Source organism: Streptomyces sp. AHA2 (assembly GCF_036857595.1).
Taxonomy (GTDB): domain Bacteria; phylum Actinomycetota; class Actinomycetes; order Streptomycetales; family Streptomycetaceae; genus Streptomyces.
Genome location: NZ_JAUQWJ010000025.1, coordinates 52,695 through 68,657, shown reverse-complemented (window position 1 = coordinate 68,657; position 15,963 = coordinate 52,695). Strand labels below are relative to the sequence as shown.

Annotated in this window: 16 protein-coding genes; 8 read left to right on the top strand and 8 right to left on the bottom strand. The window is 72.8% G+C overall.

Features of this window, described 5'->3' with window-relative positions; genetic code table 11:
* Nucleotides 1-230 precede the first annotated feature (230 nt).
* Entirely contained in the window at nt 231-815 is a 585-nt protein-coding gene (locus Q5694_RS31320; protein ID WP_333936885.1) for a suppressor of fused domain protein, read from the top strand.
* Between the two features lie 40 nt (nt 816-855).
* Here the strand turns inward: Q5694_RS31320 and Q5694_RS31315 are convergent, their stop codons facing one another.
* On the bottom strand, nt 856-2,079 hold the full coding sequence (locus tag Q5694_RS31315; RefSeq protein ID WP_333936884.1) for an MFS transporter: 1,224 nt from the start codon (nt 2,077-2,079) through the stop codon (nt 856-858).
* A gap of 160 nt (nt 2,080-2,239) precedes the next feature.
* Here Q5694_RS31315 and Q5694_RS31310 point away from each other — a divergent pair, with 160 nt between their 5' ends.
* The 3 genes from Q5694_RS31310 to Q5694_RS31300 all read left to right on the top strand — a co-directional run bounded on the left by Q5694_RS31310 (nt 2,240) and on the right by Q5694_RS31300 (nt 4,687).
* On the top strand, nt 2,240-2,881 hold the full coding sequence (locus Q5694_RS31310) for a DUF6758 family protein (RefSeq protein ID WP_333936883.1): 642 nt from the start codon (nt 2,240-2,242) through the stop codon (nt 2,879-2,881).
* Between the two features lie 132 nt (nt 2,882-3,013).
* On the top strand, nt 3,014-3,874 hold the full coding sequence (locus Q5694_RS31305; RefSeq protein WP_333936882.1) for a PHP domain-containing protein: 861 nt from the start codon (nt 3,014-3,016) through the stop codon (nt 3,872-3,874).
* 207 nt (nt 3,875-4,081) lie between these two features.
* Nucleotides 4,082-4,687 carry a MarC family protein gene (locus Q5694_RS31300; RefSeq protein ID WP_333936881.1) on the top strand — a complete coding sequence of 202 codons (606 nt, stop codon included), beginning with the start codon at nt 4,082-4,084 and terminating at the stop codon, nt 4,685-4,687.
* A gap of 101 nt (nt 4,688-4,788) precedes the next feature.
* On the opposite strand, the gene Q5694_RS31295 is transcribed toward Q5694_RS31300, so the two are convergent.
* Nucleotides 4,789-4,941, bottom strand: coding sequence for a hypothetical protein (locus Q5694_RS31295; RefSeq protein WP_333936880.1), 153 nt, complete (start codon nt 4,939-4,941; stop codon nt 4,789-4,791).
* A gap of 228 nt (nt 4,942-5,169) precedes the next feature.
* Between Q5694_RS31295 and Q5694_RS31290 the strand changes: the two genes are divergently transcribed.
* Complete coding sequence (locus Q5694_RS31290; protein ID WP_333936879.1) at nt 5,170-6,063, top strand: NYN domain-containing protein; 894 nt, start codon at nt 5,170-5,172, stop codon at nt 6,061-6,063.
* 21 nt (nt 6,064-6,084) lie between these two features.
* On the opposite strand, the gene Q5694_RS31285 is transcribed toward Q5694_RS31290, so the two are convergent.
* Nucleotides 6,085-6,957, bottom strand: coding sequence for an alpha/beta fold hydrolase (locus tag Q5694_RS31285; protein WP_333936878.1), 873 nt, complete (start codon nt 6,955-6,957; stop codon nt 6,085-6,087).
* Nucleotides 6,958-7,239: 282 nt separating this feature from the next.
* Nucleotides 7,240-9,810 carry a DEAD/DEAH box helicase gene (locus tag Q5694_RS31280; RefSeq protein ID WP_333936877.1) on the bottom strand — a complete coding sequence of 857 codons (2,571 nt, stop codon included), beginning with the start codon at nt 9,808-9,810 and terminating at the stop codon, nt 7,240-7,242.
* Between the two features lie 476 nt (nt 9,811-10,286).
* Between Q5694_RS31280 and Q5694_RS31275 the strand changes: the two genes are divergently transcribed.
* On the top strand, nt 10,287-11,036 hold the full coding sequence (locus Q5694_RS31275; protein ID WP_333936876.1) for a ferritin-like fold-containing protein: 750 nt from the start codon (nt 10,287-10,289) through the stop codon (nt 11,034-11,036).
* Nucleotides 11,037-11,177: 141 nt separating this feature from the next.
* Here the strand turns inward: Q5694_RS31275 and Q5694_RS31270 are convergent, their stop codons facing one another.
* From Q5694_RS31270 to Q5694_RS31255, 4 genes are all read right to left on the bottom strand, one after another.
* On the bottom strand, nt 11,178-11,447 hold the full coding sequence (locus Q5694_RS31270; RefSeq protein WP_333936875.1) for a hypothetical protein: 270 nt from the start codon (nt 11,445-11,447) through the stop codon (nt 11,178-11,180).
* Nucleotides 11,448-11,651: 204 nt separating this feature from the next.
* On the bottom strand, nt 11,652-11,879 hold the full coding sequence (locus Q5694_RS31265; protein WP_333936874.1) for a DUF3107 domain-containing protein: 228 nt from the start codon (nt 11,877-11,879) through the stop codon (nt 11,652-11,654).
* A 135-nt stretch (nt 11,880-12,014) separates the two neighbouring features.
* Nucleotides 12,015-12,662: a TetR/AcrR family transcriptional regulator gene (locus Q5694_RS31260; RefSeq protein ID WP_333936873.1), complete on the bottom strand. Its 648-nt coding sequence runs from the start codon at nt 12,660-12,662 to the stop codon at nt 12,015-12,017.
* Nucleotides 12,663-12,869: 207 nt separating this feature from the next.
* A complete protein-coding gene (locus Q5694_RS31255) occupies nt 12,870-13,094 on the bottom strand; it encodes a hypothetical protein (RefSeq protein ID WP_333936872.1) in 225 nt (74 codons plus the stop codon).
* 245 nt (nt 13,095-13,339) lie between these two features.
* Here Q5694_RS31255 and Q5694_RS31250 point away from each other — a divergent pair, with 245 nt between their 5' ends.
* On the top strand, nt 13,340-14,380 hold the full coding sequence (locus Q5694_RS31250) for an alpha/beta fold hydrolase (RefSeq protein WP_333936871.1): 1,041 nt from the start codon (nt 13,340-13,342) through the stop codon (nt 14,378-14,380).
* Between the two features lie 305 nt (nt 14,381-14,685).
* Nucleotides 14,686-15,942: a DUF3152 domain-containing protein gene (locus Q5694_RS31245; protein WP_443040978.1), complete on the top strand. Its 1,257-nt coding sequence runs from the start codon at nt 14,686-14,688 to the stop codon at nt 15,940-15,942.
* Nucleotides 15,943-15,963 lie beyond the last annotated feature (21 nt).

Below are 15,963 nucleotides of genomic sequence, written 5' to 3'. Positions count from 1 at the left end.
GACGGAGCAGCTACATCAGCGGCGGGAGAGCGTGGTGCTACTGCACGGTCGACTTCGATCCATTGCAGCCCCACCTCCTCCGGCCGGTCCCTCGTGAGGGAGTTCCTTCGGCGTCGGGGCCTGACCGCGACGCTTCTGCGTGCTGCCCCGAACCACCGGGCAAGAGTAGCAGCCGACACAACTGTCAAGGCGCTGCTTTGCCCGCTACTGACGAGTTCTATGCTCGCGGCATGGCAGATGTTCTTCCTCTGGTCGAGGCCCGGTTGCGCACCGCGCTGGGCGAACCGGACGCACGCGCGGCGGTCACCTTCCTCGGTACGGACCGCATCGAGGTGCTCCGCTTCCAGGAGGGCGACATCGTCCGCTACGCCACGCTCGGCATGTCGGCCCACCCCATGACGGACCCCACCGCGGTCGTCGCCGACCCGGTCCGGGGCCCGCGGGCCGAACTGGTCCTGTCCGTGCGCTCCGGGCGCGCCGACACCGACAAGGTGCTGCGCCCGCTCGCCGTGCTGGCCGCCTCGCCGCAGGTGGAGGGGTTGGTGGTGGCCCCCGGCGCGTCCCTGGACGTCGGGGACCCGCTGTGGCCCGGGGCGCCCTTCACCTCGGTCCTGGTCGCCGAACCGGGCGGCCTGGTCGAGGACCTCGAGCTGGACGAGCCCCTCGACCCGGTCCGGTTCCTGCCGCTGCTGCCGATGACGCCGAACGAGGCCGCCTGGAAGCGGGTGCACGGGGCGCAGGCGCTGCGGGAGCGCTGGCTGAACCACGGCACGGACCTGCGGGACCCGTCCCGGAAGTCCGTGCCGCTGGAGTGAGCAAGGTCACCAACTTCGGACCCGGGGGCCGCAGTTGGCCTCAGCCGGCGATGACGGTGACCCCGTCCTCGGTCGCGTGCCGGGGCCGGAGTTCCTCGGCCTCGTGCGTCAGGGCCTTGCGCCGTACGACGACCACGCCGGCACCGAGGACCGCGGTGACGGCCGCCACCACGAACGGCACGTGCGGGTCGGTCCACTCCTCGATCTTCGGTGCGAAGTAGGGCGCGGCGGCGGCCGCGAACCAGCGGACGAAGTTGTAGCCCGCGCTCGCCACCGGCCGGGGCGCGTCCGAGACGCCGAGGGCCAGTTCGGTGTAGACGGTGTTGTTCACGCCGATGAAGGCGCCGGACAGGACGGTGCACACGACGGCGGTGGTGTGGGAGCCGTAGCCGAGCACGAGGACGTCGACGGCGAGCAGCGCCAGCGAGCCGCCCAGCACCCTCAGCGAGCCGAACCGCTTCTGCAGCCGGGGCGCCACGATCACCGAGAACACGGCGAGCAGCGCACCCCAGGCGAAGAACACCGCGCCCGACCGGTAGGGGCTCATGTCCAGCACGAACGGCGTGAAGGCCAGCACGGTGAAGAACGTGTAGTTGTAGAAGAACGCCGAGACCGCCGCCGAGGCCAGGCCGCCGTGGCCGAGCGCCTTGAGCGGGTCCAGTACCGAGATCTTCCGGGCGGGCTTGGGCTGTTCCTCGAGGAACACCGTGATGCACAGGAAGCCGACGGCCATCAGGAACGCCGTGCCGAAGAACGGGTAGCGCCAGCTGGCGTCGCCGAGCAGGGCGCCCAGCAGCGGTCCGCAGGCCATGCCGAGGCCGAGGGCCGACTCGTACAGCAGGATCGCCGCGGCGCTGCCGCCGGCCGCCGCGCCGACGATGACCGCGAGGGCCGTCGAGACGAACAGCGCGTTGCCGAGGCCCCAGCCCGCCCGGAAGCCGACCAGCTCGCCCACCGAGCCGGAGGTCCCGGCGAGCCCGGCGAACACCACCACGAACGCCAGGCCGAGCAGCAGGGTCCTGCGCCCGCCGATCCGGCTGGAGACGAAGCCGGTCACCAGCATCGCCACGGCGGTGATCAGGAAGTAGGAGGTGAAGAGCAGGGAGACCTGGCCCGCCGTGGCGTCCAGGCCCTGGGCGATGGACGGCAGGATCGGGTCGACGAGTCCGATGCCCATGAAGGCGACGACCGACGCCCCGGCGGTCGCCCACACGGACCTGGGCTGCTTGAGGAGACCGCCCGCTCCGGCGTCGAAGGGGTCCATGCGTGCTCCCTTTCCCGAGACGAAGATGGTTGGCATATACACACACTAAGTTAGACAGTCTAATTAATGCAAACTACACCTTGTTTCGGGGTGAAGGGGTTCCGTCCGGTTGGGTGATCGTCCTTGACGCGGAGGGACAGGGGTAGGACCGTGGGGCCCTATGAGGGGCGAACCCAGTTGCCCGAAGTGCGGTGGCCGGGTCAGGGCTCCCGGCCTCTTCTCCGATTCGTGGCAGTGCGATGCGCACGGCACCGTCCATCCGGTGCAGCCCGTGATACCGCCGAGCGTGGACGCCCTCGACGTCGTGGTGCACCGCACGCAGGTGCCGGTGTGGATGCCGTGGCCGCTGCCCGTCGGGTGGCTGTTCACCGGAGTGGCCTGCGCGGGCGACGACCGCACGGGCGGCCGGGCCACCGCGGTGGCGTGCACCGGGCCCGGGCCGCTCGGCGGGATGGGCGAGCTGATCCTGGTCGCCGAGGAGCTCGGCGTCGGACTCGGGGCGCGGTACGCCGGCGTGGCCGGACCCGACCCCGGGCCGCTCATGGACGTCGGCAAGCCCGCGCAGGCGAAGGTCCTGGCCGCGGGGCGGCCCACGCCGTTGTGGCACGTCAGCGGGGCACCCGATGACCGGGCCGTGTTCGCCGGTGAGGCCCTCGGGATGTGGCTGTGGGCCGTGGTGTGGCCGGAACAGTCGGGTCTGCTGATGTACGACGAGCTGGTGCTGGCGGACCTGCGCGAGGCGGGCGCCGAGGTGGAACTCGTGCCGTGCGGGGCGCTGTCGCCGCGGTTGCTCCAGCCGTAGCGGCCGCGCCGCACCGCACGCCGGCGTGGGCTTGTAGGGGGCGCACACCCCTGGTGGGTGTGACAGGGCGGTGTGGAAAGACGGTTATCCTGAAGCGTCCGTGTCCGTCGTCCCCCGTTTGGAGTCAGCGTCGTGCGTATCGATCTGCACACCCACTCCACGGCCTCCGACGGTACGGACACGCCGGCCGAACTGGTGCGCAAGGCCGCCGTCACCGGTCTGGACGTCGTCGCGCTCACCGACCACGACACCACGCGCGGCCACGCCGAGGCCGTCGCCGCCCTGCCGGAGGGGCTGACACTGGTCACCGGGGCCGAGCTGTCCTGCCGCATCGACGGCATCAGCATGCACATGCTGGCGTACCTCTTCGACCCCGAGGAGCCCGCGCTGCTCGCCGAGCGCGAGCTCGTGCGCGACGACCGGGTCCCGCGCGCCCGGGGAATGATCGCCAGGCTCCAGGAGCTGGGCGTGCCCGTGACCTGGGAGCAGGTGGAGCGGATCGCGGCCGGCGGATCGGTCGGGCGGCCGCACGTGGCCAGCGCGCTCGTCGAGCTGGGTGTCGTGCCCACCGTCAACGACGCCTTCACCGAGGACTGGCTGGCGGACGGCGGCCGGGCCTTCGTGGAGAAGCACGAGACGGACCCCATCGAGGCGATCCGGCTCGTCAAGGGCGCCGGCGGGGTCGCGGTCTTCGCCCACCCGGGCGCGAGCAAGCGCGGCCGCACCGTGCCGGACGCCGCCATCGCCAAGATGGCCGAGGCCGGACTGGACGGCATCGAGGTCGACCACATGGACCACGACGCCGACACGCGGGCACGCCTGCGCGGCCTCGCCAAGGAGCTGGGGCTCCTGGTGACGGGGTCCTCGGACTACCACGGCAGCCGGAAGACCTGTGTGCTCGGCGAGTACACGACGGACCCCGAGGTCTACGGGGAGATCACCCGCCGGGCGTTCGGGGCCTTTCCGGTGCCCGGCGCCGGTGGAACCGTCTGAGGTCTTCCTCGCACTGATCCCCGACGGGCGCTCGGCGTCATCCGCCGTGCCCTCGTCACGCTCTCACCCACGTCCGTGCGGTCGGTCCGGTGTTCCCCACCGCCGTGCCGCAGGGACGCCTGCCCCCGGCGGTGGCACCGGCGGCCGCATCGCTCGCGGCCCGCCGCCCGGCCCCGCCCTCCGCTCACTCGCAAGGCCACCACGCACATGTTCGACCTCGCCGTCTTCGGCTCCCTCTTCCTCACCCTGTTCGTCATCATGGACCCGCCGGGCATCACCCCGATCTTCCTCGCGCTCACCGCGGGGCGGCCCGGCAAGGTGCAGAAGCGGATGGCCTTCCAGGCCGTCTGCGTCGCCGGCGGGGTGATCACGGTGTTCGGGCTGCTCGGGCACCAGATCCTGAACTACCTGCACGTCTCGGTGCCCGCCCTGATGATCGCGGGCGGGCTGCTGCTCCTGCTGATCGCGCTCGACCTGCTCACCGGCAAGACCGACGAGCCGCAGCAGACCAAGGACGTCAACGTCGCCCTGGTGCCGCTCGGCATGCCGCTGCTGGCCGGGCCGGGCGCGATCGTGTCGGTCATCCTCGCCGTGCAGAAGGCCGACAGCGTCGCCACGCAGGTGTCGGTGTGGACGGCGATCCTGGCCATCCACGTCGTGCTGTGGCTGGTCATGCGCTACTCGCTGGTGATCATCCGGATCATCAAGGACGGCGGTGTGGTCCTCGTGACGCGGCTGGCGGGCATGATGCTCTCCGCCATCGCCGTGCAGCAGATCATCAACGGTGTCACCCAGGTGATCCAGGGCAGCTGAGGCGCCCCGCGCGTCCCCGCCCGGCGCCTGCCGCGAACAGCGCGGCCCCCGCTCGGCCGGTGCCGGGCGGGGGCCGCGAAGCTCTGGATGCGCTGAGCGCGTTATGAGGCCGTGGTCTCGGCCGGGCGTATCCACAGGCGCTGCCCGATGGCGGCGGCCTGCTGCACGATGTGGTTGACGGAGGCGGCGTCCACAACGGTCGAGTCCACGGGTGTGCCGTCGACGTCGTCGAGTCGCATGATTTCGAAGCGCAAGGGCTTCTCCCTTCGTCTGGTCATCCTCCTGAGGAGAACTACTTGAGTGGTGGCCCACCAGGCTGCGGTGCTCGGTGTTCCGTATGAGTCAACGGGGGAGGGTGCGTCAAACATTCCCTACGCTAAAGAAAATTTTCGAACGGCTAATTACTGAGCCGTAAGAGTGTCGTTACGGGACCGACCGGGACCGGTTGTGTCCACTGCGTGACCGCCCGGACAATGGCAGAGATGAACGACGACCTGGCGGCCCTCAGTGCCCGCATCGACCGCACCAACGAGCTGCTGCAGCGCATGCTCGCCGAGGTGGCGAAGACGCCCTCCACGCACGCGATCTTCGTCGATGCCGGGTACCTCTACGCGGCCGCGGGACGCCTGGTCTCCGGCACGGAGGACCGGCGCGCCTTCGACCTCGACGCCGAAGGACTCATCGACGCGCTCATCGACAAGGCGCGCACGATCTTCGCCGACAGCAGGCTGCTGCGCGTCTACTGGTACGACGGCGCCCGCCGCCGCATCCACACCGCCGAGCAGCAGGTCATCGCCGAGCTGCCGGACGTCAAGGTGCGGCTGGGCAACCTGAACGCCAACAACCAGCAGAAGGGCGTCGACTCCCTCATCCGCACCGACCTGGAGTCCCTCGCCCGGCACCGCGCCATCAGCGACGCGGCCCTCCTCGGCGGCGACGAGGACCTGGTCTCCGCCGTCGAGGCCGCCCAGGGCTACGGCGCCCGGGTCCACCTCTGGGGCATCGAGGCGCCGGAGGGCCGCAACCAGGCGGAGCCCCTGCTGTGGGAGGTCGACAGCCAGCGCACCCTCGACCTCGATTTCTTCAAGCCGTACGTCTCCCGCCGCACGGCCGCGGCCTACGAGCCAGCCGCGGGCCGGCCCACCCGGGACGACGTGCGGTTCGTGGGCGCGCAGATCGCGGCGAAATGGCTCGCGGCCCGCGGGCGGGACACCCTGGTGGAACTGCTGCCCGGCCACCCCTACCTGCCCGGTTCGGTGGACCAGGACCTGCTCGTGGAGGCGGAGGGCCTCCTCCAGTACTCCCTCCGCGGCCAGGCGGACCTGCGCCGCGCCCTGCGCGACGGCTTCTGGGAGCATCTGCGGACGCTGTACTAGGTCCCGGCTGAAGCCGGGACCTCACCCCCGCCGCGTACCGTCCCAGAAGTCGGCCAGGGCGCGGGCCGTCGGCAGGGGGCGGTCGGCGTTGGGGGAGTGCTCGGCGCCCTCGACGACCGTGCGGTGCGCGCCCAGACGGACGGCCATGTCGTCCAGGACCGGCACCGGCCAGGTGTCGTCGTACGCGCCGGACAGCACGTGCATCGGCAGCGGCACGGCGGCGAGTTCGGCCACCCGGTCCGGCTCGCTGCACAACTGCCGTCCCGTCGCCAGCAGTTGGGCGGGCTTGTTGCCCAGCCAGCGGCGGCGCATCTGCTCCTCGTCGCCGAACCCGCGGGCCGGCCCGCCCACGTCCTCCGGCGGGCCCATCGCCCGGATGGCCTCCCACACCTCCTCCATCGACATCACGGCCAGTGCGTCGCGCAGCAGCTTCACGCGCTGCTGCTGGGAGACGGAGATCTCCGCCGGGCCGGACGACATCAGGGTGAACGACAGGAAGGGGGAGTGGTCGAGCAGTACGGCGGCACGGGCGATCTGCCCGCCGAGCGAGTGCCCGACGAGGTGCACCGGCACACCGAGCGCCGCGGCCTGCGCGTGCACGTCCCGGGCCAGCTCCCGCTGGGCGTAGGCGGTCTCGTCGTACGCGGGCCCGTCCGACTCGTGCTGGCCACGGCCGTCCACGGCGACGAGCCGGTACCCGCGCTCGGCGAGCGGCTCGTGCAGCAGGCGGAAGTCCTCCTTGCTCCCGGTGAACCCGGGCAGCATCAGGACGACCCCTTCGACGTCCCTGCCCTGCGCCGGAGACGAGTCGACGACGGCGAACTCACCGCGGTCCGTGTGCAGGCGGTAGGCGCGGGCGCCCGGCGGCGGAGGGAAGGCGGGGTGGCTGGTCACGGGGTGAGGGTAACGGGTGGGTGCCCGGTCTCCCGAGGCCGCCGGGCACGCGCTGACGGCTTGTCACCTCGGGCTCCGAGGACGAGCGGCCGTCGGCTGCGGTGGTCCGAGTCGGCGCGTGGAGGCCGGCAGCCGGGTGAGGTGGCCGCGTGTCGTCGTGGGCGGTCTTCCCGGGGCTCCACAGCGTCCGTCGCCGCGCGGCGGTGCTCCGGACCGTCCGGTGGGGCAAACGCCGACGGCCCGGCCCCCGGGTGCGTGGGGGCCGGGCCGTCCGGGAAGGGGTCAGCCCTCCGTGGGCTCCGCGGTGGCCGTGGCCTTGCGGGTCCGGCGCGTCTTCGGCTTCGCCTCGGCCGTCTCCTCCGGCGCGGCGGCCTTGGCGGCCGTGGTCTTGCGGGTGCGGCGCGGCTTGGCCTCGGTGGCGTCGGGCTCCTGGACCGTCTGGGCCGGGATCCCGGCGGTCGCGGTCTCGGCGGTCTCGGCGGTTTCGGCTGCCTTGCGGGTGCGGCGGCGCGGCTTGGCCTCGGCGGCCTCGGCCGTGTCGGTGGCGTCCTGCGTTGCGGCGGCCGTCTTGCGGGTGCGGCGGGGCTTGGCCTCGGCGGCCTCCGCCGTGTCGACCGCCGCCTCGGCCTTGGCGGCCGTGGTCTTGCGGGTACGGCGCGGCTTGGCCGCGGCGGCGTCGGGCTCCTGGACCGTCTGGGCCGGGATCCCGGCGGTCGCGGTCTCGGCGGTTTCGGCTGCCTTGCGGGTGCGGCGGCGCGGCTTGGCCTCGGCGGCCTCGGCCGTGTCGGTGGCGTCCTGCGTTGCGGCGGCCGTCTTGCGGGTGCGGCGGGGCTTGGCCTCGGTGGCCTCCGCCGTGTCGACCGCCGCCTCGGCCTTGGCGGCCGTGGTCTTGCGGGTACGGCGCGGCTTGGCCGCGGCGGCTTCCTCCGTGTCCGCCACGGCAGCGGCCTCGGCGGGTGCGGCGGCGGCCTTCCGTGTACGGCGCGGCTTCGTCTCCGTCGGCGCGGGCTCGGTGACGCCCTCGGCCGTGTCGACGGCGTCCTGCGCCGCCGCGGCCGTCTTGCGCGTGCGGCGACGCGGCGCCCGGGCGGGGGCCTCGGGCTCGGCGGTCACCGGCTCGGTCACCGGCTCGGTCACCGGTTCGGCGACCGGCGCTGCCTCCGCGACCGGCGGAGTCTGCACGGTCTGCGCCGCGTCCGGCGTCACGCCCGCGGTCGCCTCGGAGCGGCGCGTGCGGCGCCGGCGCGGCTCGGCGTCCGTCTCCGCGGCCGTCGCGGCCTCCGGGCTCGCGCCCTCGGCCGTCGCCACGGCCGCTTCCGCCTGCTCGCTCACCGGTGCCTGGACGGCCGTGACCGGAGCGGCTCCGGCCGCGGCACCGCCGCGCGTGCGGCGACGGCGGCGCGGGGTGCGCGGCGCCGTGGCGGCCTCCGCCTCGGCCGCACCGCCGGTGGCGATGGTCTCCGGGGCGCTGGTGCCCGCGGACGCCGGAGTGCCCTCCAGCGGGGTACCGCCGCGCGTGCGGCGACGGCGCCGCGGCGTGCGCTCGGAGCGCTCGCGGTCGGTGGAACGCGACTCGTCCCGGCCGCCGCGGCCGTCGGAACGCGACTCGTCCCGGCCACTGCGGCCGTCCCGGCCACCGCGCCCGCGCGGCCCGCGACCGCCCGTCTCGCCCAGGTCCTCCAGTTCCTCGGCGTCCAACCCGGCGCGCGTGCGCTCCGAGCGGGGCAGGACGCCCCTCGTCCCCTCGGGGATGCCGAGGTCGGAGAAGAGGTGCGGGGACGTGGAGTACGTCTCCGGCGGGTCGTTGAAGCCCAGGTCCAGCGCCTTGTCGATCAGCTGCCAGCGCGGGATGTCGTCCCAGTCGACGAGCGTGATCGCCGTACCCTTCGCGCCCGCGCGGCCCGTACGGCCGATGCGGTGCAGGTACGTCTTCTCCTCTTCCGGCGACTGGTAGTTGATGACGTGCGTGACGCCCTCGACGTCGATGCCGCGGGCGGCGACGTCGGTGCAGACGAGCACGTCCACCTTGCCGTTGCGGAACGCGCGCAGCGCCTGCTCGCGGGCGCCCTGGCCCAGGTCGCCGTGGACCGCGCCGGAGGCGAACCCGCGCTGCTTGAGCTGGTCGGCGAGGTCGGCCGCCGTGCGCTTGGTACGGCAGAAGACCATGGCCAGCCCGCGGCCCTCGGCCTGGAGGATGCGCGCGACCATCTCGGGCTTGTCCATGTTGTGCGCGCGGTAGACGAACTGCTTGGTGTTCGCGACCGTCGCGCCCGCGTCGTCCGGCGCGGTGGCGCTGATGTGCGTGGGCTGCGACATGTAGCGGCGGGCCAGTCCGATGACCGCGCCCGGCATGGTGGCCGAGAACAGCATCGTCTGACGGCGCACCGGCAGCATGTTGATGATCTTCTCGACGTCGGGCAGGAAGCCCAGGTCGAGCATCTCGTCCGCCTCGTCGAGGACCAGGCACCGGACGTGCTTCAGGTTCAGCTTCTTCTGCCCGGCGAGGTCGAGCAGCCGGCCCGGGGTGCCGACGACCACGTCGACGCCCTTCTTGAGGGCCTCGACCTGGGGCTCGTAGGCCCGGCCGCCGTAGATCGCGAGGACGCGCACGTTGCGCACCTTGCCGGCGGTCAGCAGGTCGTTGGTGACCTGCGTGCACAGCTCGCGCGTGGGGACGACGACGAGCGCCTGCGGGGCGTCGGTGAGGTCCTCGGGCCTGGCGCGTCCGGCCTCGACGTCGGCGGGGACGGTGACGCGCTCGAGGAGCGGGAGGCCGAAGCCCAGCGTCTTGCCGGTGCCGGTCTTGGCCTGTCCGATGACGTCCGAGCCCGACAGGGCCACGGGGAGCGTCATCTCCTGGATGGGGAAGGCGGTGGTGATGCCGACGGCCTCCAGGGCCTCGGCGGTCTCGGGAAGGATTCCGAGCTCTCGGAACGTCGTAGTCAGGGTGCTGCCTCTTCTGTGTGGGCGGCGCGAGGCGAGCGCGGGGGTCGTGTCGGACCGTGCCGGGGACGTCGGCTGCCTACGGGCGGGCCGTGGAGCACGGGACCGCGCCGACGCTCGAGCGCTCATGCCGCTGAGGGTGTCCCTCCGGCTTCCGTACGCACAGTGCCGTACGGGCTGGAGGTCTGTCGGGTCGGAGCCGATCGGGCCACCGACCGGGCATCCTCATACGTGCGGCCTGTCGAGGTACGTCGACGTACCAGCAGGCGCATTACCACCATACCCCGGATTCGCGCACACGCGATGGCCGATTTGGTCACGTAGTCGTCGTCACAGTGATTGACCAGGGCCTTACACCCCCCGGCGGGCGGGCTATTGTGCGCTGCATGACGAGCTCTGACAAGCCTGAGAACGCCTCGGACACCGCCGCCTCCGCGACCACCCCGGTCGCCGCCCGGGACTGGGCGACGGCCTCCGCCGACCCGCAGTACCGGGCCGCGGTCGTGGACCTGCTGGGCGCGCTCGCGTACGGGGAGCTGGCGGCGTTCGAGCGGCTGGCGGAGGACGCCAAGCTGGCGCCGACGCTGGCGGACAAGGCGGAGCTGGCCAAGATGGCGTCGGCCGAGTTCCACCACTTCGAGCGGCTGCGGGACCGGCTCGCCGAGATCGGGGAGGAGCCGACGCGGGCGATGGAACCGTTCGTCGCCGCGTACGACGGCTTCCACAAGCAGACGGCTCCCTCGGACTGGCTGGAGGGCCTGGTCAAGGCCTACGTCGGGGACTCCATCGCCAGCGACTTCTACCGTGAGGTCGCCGCCCGGCTGGATTCCGACTCCCGCGACCTGGTGCTGGCCGTGCTGGACGACACCGGGCACGGCGGCTTCGCCGTGGAGAAGGTGCGGGCCGCGATCGACGCCGACCCGAGGGTGGGCGGCCGGCTGGCGCTGTGGGCGCGGCGGCTGATGGGCGAGGCGCTGTCGCAGTCGCAGCGGGTGGTCGCGGACCGCGACGCGCTGTCGACCATGCTGGTGGGCGGAGTCGCGGACGGCTTCGACCTCGCGGAGGTCGGCAAGATGTTCTCCCGGATCACCGAGGCGCACACCAAGCGAATGGCCGCCCTGGGTCTGGCCGCCTAGCCGACGATCACCGAGTCCCGGGCGGGACCGGCCTCAGGGCGGTCCCGTCGCCTCGGGCGCCGGGACCGGCGGCCGGTCAGGGGGTGGTTCGGGCGGTGACCGTCGGGTGGTTCAGCCGGTGACCGGTGACCGCTGGACGGTTCAAGCGGTGGCCGATCGGCGGCGCAGCCGTCCCGCGGGGCGGAGCAGCAGCGACAGCGAGGCGACCGAGACGATCACCGCGCCGAGCAGCACCACCAGCAGATGCCCCGCGTCCAGCGCGCTGTGCATGACGAACGCCCCGAACAGGGCCCCCATGACTCCGGTCGACAGGACCAGGTGGCGGGCCGGGAAGCGGTGCGGCAGGCGGTGCGCGGCCGTCCAGGCCAGAGCCAGGCCGAGGATCGCGGAACTCAGCGTTTCCAGGAGCATGTCGGGGGTCCCTCCCACATGGCCGGCCTGCCCGAATCGGTCGTAGCCCGTCTTACCCCTGACCTGCGGAATCCAATCCCCCCTGTGGGTCACCTGTGCTCCATTCGTGGAGGAACACGGGAATCCCGAGGTGGGAATGCGGAGGCGGGGACGCGAACGGGGCGGGACGGCCGCCGGCCGTCCCGCCCCGTTTCGTGCAAGCGCCTACAGCGCGCCGAAGCCCACCTTGCGCGGAGCCGGCTCGCCGATCTCCACGTAGGCGAGACGGTCGGCCGGGACCAGGACCTTGCGGCCGTGCTCGTCCACGAGGCTCAGCAGCGCCGACTTCCCGGCCAGAGCCTCGGCCACGGCCCGCTCGACCTCCTCGGCACTCTGACCGCTCTCCAGAACGATCTCGCGGGGCGCGTGCTGCACGCCGATCTTGACCTCCACGGCTATGTCCCTCCGACGGTCAGTGATGTGCGCGACCTTCCGCGCCGTACGCAGCACACATTAGCCCGGTGAGGGGACGTACATGCTCCGCCCGAGAACGCCACGAGCGAACACCGGGCGGGAACAAGGCGCCCGTCAGTGGTGCTGCTGATCCGTCCCGTGCAGCGGGAAGCCCGCGATGCCCCGCCACGCCAGCGAGGTGAGCAGCTGCACCGCCTGGTCGCGGGGCACGCTGCGGTCGCTGTGCAGCCAGGAGCGGGCCACCACCTGGGCGAGGCCGCCCATGCCGGAGGCGAGGAGCATGGACTCCGCGCGCGACAGACCGGTGTCCTCGGCGATCACGTCGCAGATCGCCTCGGCGCACTCGTTGGTGACCTTGTCGACGCGCTCGCGCACGGCGGGCTCGTTGGTCAGGTCCGACTCGAAGACCAGACGGAAGGCGCCGCCGTCGTCCTCGACGTACGCGAAGTAGGCGTCCATCGTGGCGCGGACGCGCTGCTTGTTGTCGGTCGTCGAGGCGAGCGCGTGGCGCACGGACTGGATGAGCGACTCGCAGTGCTGGTCCAGCAGGGCGAGGTAGAGGTCGAGCTTGCCCGGGAAGTGCTGGTAGAGCACCGGCTTGCTGACACCGGCCCGCTCCGCGATGTCGTCCATCGCGGCGGCGTGGTAGCCCTGGGCCACGAAGACCTCCTGGGCGGCGCCCAGGAGCTGGTTGCGTCGGGCACGGCGCGGCAGGCGTGTGCCCCGCGGGCGAACCGCCTCTGTCTGCTCGATGGCTGTCACGCCGCCTCCCATAGTCGTCCACGTGCGGATCTGGCCGCGTCGCCATCGTACTTTTCGGTAACCGTGGTGTGCGCGGTGAGAGCGCAGAATTTCACGGACCGGACGGTTACGAAATCGGTCGGCAAGGTTTCAAACAGGGTCAGAGCGGGCAAAATGCGGCCCCTTTCCTGCGGGGTGGTGCGTTCCGTCGCCCGTCGGCGGCGTGCGTCACCGGTAGTCGTCCTCGTCGAGCGAGACGATCCGCGCCTGTTCCGCCATGTCGGCCTCGTTGGCACGCTCCGGGTCGACGACGGTCAGCGGGTCGTCGCGGTCCGGCGCGATGTCCGCGTGCTGCTCGGCCGCGTCGACCTCGGGGGCCTCGACGTCGAACTCCGGCGCCTGCGACGCCTCCTCGGCCTCGAACGTCTCCGGATCGGTGGGGTCAACGGCCATGCTGGGCTCCCTTCCTACGAACGTCCCTGGGAATGCAGGGGCCACAAGCGGGTGCCCTCTCCACGAGCCTAGGAGACACCCGATCCGGACGCTATGCGATCCGCGTCCGGGACGTGACCCGTTGTGCGTCCCGTCGACTGCTTTCCATGGTGCTCCCGAGTGCCTCCGGTGCGACCCTCCATCCGGCTCGATCCTGTGACGGCGAACACACGGGTCGCCGCGTGATCGTCTCGTAACATTGCCGCATGTCTTCGACCGAGCTGCCGTTCGTGCCGCCTGCCAACGTGCTGCCGAAGGTGGGCACCGTCCGGGTCGCGGAGGGCGAGCGGCTGCGCTCGGTGGAGCTGCCCGGGGTCACCCTCACCGTGCGGTCGAGGCCCGCGGCGCGCGAGGGCCTGCCGCCCGCCCTGTACGTGCACGGGCTCGGAGGTTCGTCGCAGAACTGGTCGGCGCTGATGCCGCTGCTGGAGGACGCGGTCGACAGCGAGGCCCTGGATCTGCCGGGCTTCGGCGACTCCCCGCCGCCGGACGACGGCGACTACTCCGTCACCGGGCACGCGCGCGCGGTCATCCGCTACCTCGACGCCTCCGGCCGCGGCCCCGCGCACCTGTTCGGAAACTCGCTCGGGGGCGCCATCGCCACCCGTGTCGCCGCGGTTCGTCCCGATCTGGTCCGTACGCTCACCCTTGTGTCACCCGCCTTGCCGGAAATCCGCGTCCAGCGCTCCGCCGTGCCCACCGGGCTCCTGGCGGTGCCCGGCGTGGCCCCGCTCTTCACCCGGCTCACCCGGGCCTGGACACCCGAGCAGCGGGTCCGCGGCGTCATGGCGCTCTGCTACGGCGACCCCGGGCGCGTGACGCCGGAAGGATTCCGCAACGCGGTGCAGGAGATGGAGCGGCGGCTGAAGCTGCCGTACTTCTGGGACGCGATGGCGCGTTCCGCGCGCGGGATCGTCAACGCCTACACCCTGGGTGGCCAGCACGGACTGTGGCGCCAGGCCGAGCGGGTCCTCGCGCCGACCCTGCTCGTCTACGGCGGCCGCGACCAGCTCGTCGGCTTCCGCATGGCGCAGCGGGCCGCCCGCGCCTTCCGTGACTCCCGGCTGGTGACGTTGCCGGACGCGGGTCATGTGGCGATGATGGAGTACCCGGAGACGGTGGCCACGGCATTTCGCGAACTCCTCGCCGATGCGGGAGAGTTGGGCACCGAGCGGACGCGGCGGGCCGAGAGTGCCGCGCAGGACGGGCCGGAGCCGGAGAGCACCGACGAGAGCATGGGGGGCTGAGGCGCGACGTGGGACGCCACAGCCGCCGCGGGCCGGTCGCCAAGGGCGACACCGCGCAGAGCAGGGCCGCCGCTTCGGTGCAGAGGCCGGCGCAGGGCCCCGGCGCGAGCCCCGAGGGCCTCACCGTGCCGTCCGGAGCCGCGCAGGGCGGCTGGCCGCCGCCCGGCCCCCGCAGGGTCCCGGGACCGCGCCCGGCACCGGCGGCGCCGACCTTCGGTGCCCCGCTTCACGCCGACGACCACTTCCCTGACGGCACCCCGGCACACGGTGTGCCGCGCCCGCCGGACGGCACACCGGCTCGTGGGATGCCGCGCATGCCCGACGGGACGCCCGCTCAGGGTGTGCCTCGGCTGCCGGAAGGTACTCCTGTCCGTGGAGTGCCGGGTCCGGGCGGTGGGGCCCACGCACAGGTGCCGCGGCTGGGGGACGGGACGCCCGCGCGCGGGTTTCCGCAGGTGCGGGGCGGTCACCCCGAGCAGCGGGAAGCCGGGGGCGGCTGGGGCGAGTTGAGAAGGGCCGGCGGGGGACCCGCCGGAGTCGGTGCTCCGATACCTCGGCAGCGCCGGGCGTCCGTGCCCGCGCCGCGGCAGGAGTATCTCGACGCCTTCGACGAGGAGGACGACGTCTTCGCGCCCCGTACGCCCGCCTCCGCGCACGCCGCGGACGCCGGCGGTTCCGCCCCGGACCGGTCCGCCGGCACCCCGGCCGGTTCCGGCGATGCCGGCCGGCCCGTCGGCACGCCCGCGTCCGGCAAGGGCGGCAAGGGCCGCACCTTCACCGGCATCGCGGCCGCCGCCGTGACCACCGTGCTCGCCGTCGTCGTCGCCGGTCAGGTCGCCGACGACCAGGGCCGCACCGACGTGCAGTCGCAGTCCGCCGCCGACCAGGCCCGTGACCTGCGTGACTCCGCCTCGCGCGCCGAAGGCAGGGCACCCGCCCCGCTGCCCGCGGCGCCCCCGCTGACCTACGACGAGAAGATGGGCCGGATCTACCCGCTCGGCGCGACCCACACGGGCTCGGGGAAGTTCGACGCCGTCCCCGGCATCGCCGAGGCACCCGGCTCCGGGCAGAAGTACACCTACCGCGTGGACGTGGAGCGGGGACTCGGGCTGGACGGCGAGCTGTTCGCCGAGGCCGTGCAGAAGACGCTCAACGACCGGCGCAGCTGGGCCCACGGCGGTGCCCGCACCTTCGAGCGCATCCACTCCGGCGAGCCCGACTTCGTCATCACGCTCGCCAGCCCCGGCACCACCGCCGAGTGGTGCGCGAAGTCGGGCCTGGACACCACCGTGGACAATGTCTCCTGCGACTCGGCCGCCACCGAGCGCGTGATGATCAACGCCTACCGCTGGGCCCAGGGCTCGGAGACCTACGGGGACGGCAGGATCCACGCCTACCGGCAGATGCTGATCAACCACGAGGTCGGTCACCGTCTCGGATACGGCCACGTGACCTGCGACAAGGACGGCGACCTCGCCCCGGTCATGCAGCAGCAGACCAAGTTCCTGGAGCACGACGGCATCAGCTGCCGCGCCAACGCCTGGCCGTATCCGGGCAGTTGACCCACCGGGTGGGGCGTGTGG